This window comes from Xanthomonas sp. NCPPB 1067 (genome assembly GCF_020783795.1).
Taxonomy (GTDB): Bacteria; Pseudomonadota; Gammaproteobacteria; order Xanthomonadales; family Xanthomonadaceae; genus Xanthomonas; species Xanthomonas melonis.
Map to the genome: position 1 here is coordinate 1 of NZ_JAJGQG010000054.1, position 4,486 is coordinate 4,486.

Annotated in this window: 5 protein-coding genes; all 5 read left to right on the forward strand. The window is 56.6% G+C overall.

The features are described from left to right. The first annotated feature begins 144 nt into the window (after positions 1-144). The 5 genes from LL962_RS20590 to LL962_RS20610 are packed head-to-tail and all read left to right on the forward strand — an operon-like array spanning position 145 to position 4,106. Positions 145-339 (forward strand): hypothetical protein, encoded by a 195-nt coding sequence (locus LL962_RS20590; RefSeq protein WP_228318250.1) that lies wholly within the window; start codon positions 145-147, stop codon positions 337-339. Continuing rightward, on the forward strand, positions 336-995 hold the full coding sequence (locus tag LL962_RS20595; RefSeq protein ID WP_228318251.1) for a hypothetical protein: 660 nt from the start codon (positions 336-338) through the stop codon (positions 993-995). The genes LL962_RS20590 and LL962_RS20595 overlap by 4 nt, the downstream gene beginning before the upstream one ends. Next, positions 992-2,368 (forward strand): DUF6792 domain-containing protein, encoded by a 1,377-nt coding sequence (locus tag LL962_RS20600; RefSeq protein WP_228318252.1) that lies wholly within the window; start codon positions 992-994, stop codon positions 2,366-2,368. Before LL962_RS20595 ends, LL962_RS20600 begins: the two co-directional genes overlap by 4 nt. A gap of 24 nt (positions 2,369-2,392) precedes the next feature. Beyond that, positions 2,393-3,553, forward strand: coding sequence for a type IV secretion system protein (locus LL962_RS20605; RefSeq protein ID WP_228318253.1), 1,161 nt, complete (start codon positions 2,393-2,395; stop codon positions 3,551-3,553). Next, a complete protein-coding gene (locus tag LL962_RS20610) occupies positions 3,546-4,106 on the forward strand; it encodes a DUF4189 domain-containing protein (protein ID WP_228318254.1) in 561 nt (186 codons plus the stop codon). The genes LL962_RS20605 and LL962_RS20610 overlap by 8 nt, the downstream gene beginning before the upstream one ends. The last annotated feature ends 380 nt before the right edge of the window (positions 4,107-4,486 follow it).

The window sequence follows — 4,486 nt, forward strand, 5'->3', positions numbered from 1 at the left end:
GGGGGAAAACTTGCTTGCTCTGCTCATGGCTCCATCTTCTCAAGTAATGGAGCCTCCGGGGTTCCCGGGGCGGTTCAATGTAATGGATAGCGTGTTTCCCTACCAAAATTCACACTGGTATCGGTCACCAAAGGTGTTTGGCGCATGTTGACTATCCTGCTGATGTCAACCTTACTAACCGCAAGTTTGGTTGTCTTGGCCTATCGAAATACGTTCACAATCCTGCTGGAACTTGCACAGTATGCGGCCTCGATCTGTGCTTTGTTACACTTCGCTATAGTTGCAATGCTGCAGGTCACGGCCGTAAAGCATACTGCCCAACGCACCGTGGCGGCATGAAAAGGACGCTGGGAATTAAAATTGCTGGACTTCTTGCCTTTGCTTTATTAGCAGGATGCAGCCCCATGAACACTGGCTCTGAAAAACACGATAGTGGCGCCACTACCGCCGACGGCGATCCGGTCTACCGCAAGAACCCGCATCCGACACAGGCGTATCGCATCACAATGGCGATCGAGGATGCGCCGGGGCCGTTTGAGTGGGTTTCTGGGACGGCATACTACCAAATGACCAATCACAAACAATGCACGCCAATTGAGCCCGTTGCAGGGGTGTGGAATAAGTCGGACGAGGATGGGATTCCTATCCATTTCGAGAAGCTCAACCACACTACATACGTGGCGAAGATTTATGCCGATGGCATGATCGATGCTGACTATTACGGCAAGGGCGTGTGCATCTTTGAACTCGATGGAGTTGGCATCTCTCTGAAAGCAACCGACAAGCACGAAGATACGCGATTTCAGCCGGTTTTATTCCGAAATGAAATCTATAGCTCGGCCCCCAAGGTTACTTACTTTTGGAAAGGGCGCTATCCGAAAGAGGATGTCGATAACTTTCCTGATGGTGGGCGTCTTGATGTCGACCAATTCAATGATGATGCTCGCAATAATATCTTTAAAATCACCCTGATTGCTGAAAAGGTGAGCCCATGAGTATTACGAGTCCACAATACGCGGCGCTCTCTGACGATGCTTATAAGGCCCCCAGAGAGACAGGGCCCAACAGCAGACCGGAAGATATCGGCGGCAATATCTACATACGCCTCAAATACGTGGATAGTCTTTCTGGTTATCAAGGCGTCATTTACCAACGCGTCGACACCAACGAGATCGTTGTCGCCCATCGCGGCACCGAGACTGAGCGAGAGCTCAAGCAGGATGGTGTCTACACGGATGGCGGCATGGTCGCCGCACGTCACAATCGCCAGGCTGCCGAAGCGATTGAGTTGACCAAGGATGCGTTGGTTTACGCGCAAAAAATCGGTAAAGACGGCGAAGTCCCCGCCGTCACCGTTACTGGCCATTCCCTGGGCGGCAATCTGGCTCAGGTGACCGCCCATCACTTCGGGCTCAAGGGCGAGACTTTCAACGCCTACGGCGCGGTCAGCCTGGACCGGCGCATTCCCGAGGGTGGTGCCGATGTGATCAACCATGTGATGGCCGGCGATGCGGTCAGTGCTGCCAGCAAGCACTATGGCCAGGTCAGGATCTACGCCACGCCACAAGAAGTCGCCATGTTGCAGAAGGCCGGCTATGCCAACGATCGCAGCGTGTTGGATGACCGCAATCCGGCGGTCGCTAAACCGCTCGCCGACTCGCACCGCATGCACAACTTCCTGCCCGTTGACGGCAATGGCAAGCCAGACCGCTCAGTGCTGGAAGACCCCAAGGCGCAACAGCTGGCGCAGCAGTACGCGCCGATGATCGACAAGTACCGCGCTGATGTGGAAGTGTTGCGTGGTGGCTTGACGCTTGGTGCGCGCGGTGGCCATGGCCTGGCCGTCGATGCCATCGACCGTCTGCACGGCCCTTTGGAAGCCGGCGCCGGAACGACAGAGATGGCAGCAGCGCGCTGGCAGGCAGTGCAGCAGCGCATGCACAGCGAAAATACCCCGACGTATGTCACGCCCGGCTGGAAGATGCCGATAGGTGGATCCGGCAATGAAGTCGCTGCATCTGCAGCTTCGCGTGGTCGGTTCGGCGAGCCTGCCGCCGCATCGGTTCCCAACGATCCGCTTTACCAAGCCATCCACAGCAAGCTCCCGGCCGGCACCTCGCCGGCCGAGGCCATGCATGCCACGGTCGAGGCCAAGCGCGCGGGCATCATGCGTCCGGATCAGCTGCAAGGCATTACGGTGCATGACAACGCCGCCTGGATCGTCGGCACGACGCCCGGCTTCCGGACCAAGGTGGATCTGTCCGAGACCGCACCCCCGTTGCAGGAGAGCATCCGCCAGTCACAGGCCCTGGACGCGCAACGCAGCCAACCGGACGTGGCGCTGCAACCGCCGGCGCGTGTAATGTAGGGCAATGGGCGAGCGGATCGGACAATGAGTGCAGTCACGCAGTCTGCAACTGCAGGCCACTCTGCGCATTGCCCGGTGCGCCGGCCACAGCCCCTGGCGGACGCCAATCTCGGCGACTTCGTCTTCTTCAAACTGGTCAACGATTATTTCAGTAACGAGATTCAGGAGTTCGGCCTGGATCTGATGAGGCGCACCATGCGGTGGGTCAGTACCATCGCTTTGACAGTCACCACGCTGTGGGTGCTGATTCTGGGTTACCGCATCGCCACCGGGCAGTCGCGTGAGAGTGCGATGGCCACCATGATCAAGGCCGCCAAGGTGGCCATCATCATCAGCATTGCGTCGGCGGTCGGGCTCAACGGTCCAGCGCTGCACCAGACCATGACCCAGTACCTGGACAAGGAGATCCATGGGTTGTTCACGGGCGACGAAGACAGTACTGCCTCCGATGCGATCGACGAAAATCTCGCCTATACGCAGGTGGCGCTGACGGCGCTGGATGCGGTGCGCGTGGATCCAACCGATCCGGAGGCACTGGAGAAGAAGGGCCGTGCTGTGCTGATGGCAGGCTTCGGCACCGCCAGCCCACCGATGGCCGCCGGCGCGATGCTGCTGCTGTTCAAGTTCACCATGGCGTTCCTGATCGGGATCGGGCCAATCTTCATCCTGGCGCTGATCTTCGATCAGACCAAGGACCTGTTCAAGAAGTGGTTGTTCTACGTCATCGGCACACTGTTCTCGATGGCGATGCTGTCGGTGGTCACGGCGATGGTGCTGAAGTTCACGGTAAAAGTCGCCGCGGCCTACTGGGCGGTCAAGTTCATCCCCCTGGCCAGTGCCGAAGGCCTGTCCAGCCAGGCCCTGCAGCAGGGTGGCATCGGCCTGATCATGACCATGCTCATCATCACCATACCGACCATTGCCGCCGCGCTATGGCAGGGCAACATGGGCACGTTCCTGACCTACACGGCATTCAACAACACCGCAGCCCCAGGTCCGCAGGGGCAGCCGGCTGGGTCGTATATGCCGCAGCAGGCGGCTAGGTCTACAGATCGGCCTGCTGAGATAGCTAGTGATATAGCTAGAACAGGATCTCGCTCAGTTGGTCAACCGGGTGGTTTTGAATCTACTCCTGTGCCAGGTTCTCGCGGGAATGCTGGAAGAGGTGAAAGCGGGAATGCATAAATTTGCCGGGATTTTGGTTTTTTGTAAAGGGCGTGCATATATGCGTTTCAACAGATTCGCGTTGTTATTTCTCATGACCGTTGGGATCACAGCAATGGCTGAGCAAGGCTGTCCACCTGGGCAATATCCGATTGGGGGGCAAGGGGTAGCCGCGTGTGCGCCGATTCCGCAAGAGAATTCCATCCAAGAGCAGCCTAGGCCGCTTGGGAAATGGATTAAAACCTGGGGGGCTGTTGCACTTGATGGAGAGGGTGTCGTAGGAGTTGACTACGGGAAACTTTCTAAGCGTGAAGCGCAGAAAGGCGCCATCGCTAGTTGTGTAAAAGCGGGTGGAAAGGAGTGCCGCGATTGGGCTACCTATCACAATCAATGCGCAGCTGTTGCGGAACCTTACAAGGATGGAATATCTGTTGCCGGAAAGCTGCATTTCGTAGGAAATGCAGAACTCGAAGAAGCTAAGGCTGAAGCGGAGAAAAAGTGCACCGCTGCAAACAACAACTCATGCCGAGTGATTTACTCCAATTGTACCGAGCAGATCTTTGAAAAATTTTGACACATGCTTGGATATAAATGTAATCCAGAGCGAGTCTCAGACATTCAAGAGGTAGGCGTCCCAGTCTTGGTCAGGCTTATTAAAGAAGGCCTTTTGCATTGTCGGTGTTCCAATGTACTGTTGGCTGCCGGTAAACCATGCGACGGGCACTAACGTTGTGACCTATCCCAAATGTTCCAGCCCTCTCAGCACAGATGTTTGCACGCGCGTCTCCAGAAGCATTTCCTACAGGCATCCCTCAAAGTCCATTCCGTGCCCCTGATCACGTTCGCCGGTAGTTGAATGGAGCTTGTAGGAGCGATGTGAACCGCCCCGGCTTTCCCGGAGACTCCTTGGTTTGAGTCACGCCGACATGGCGGACTCGTTGGGTTGCTTGGATT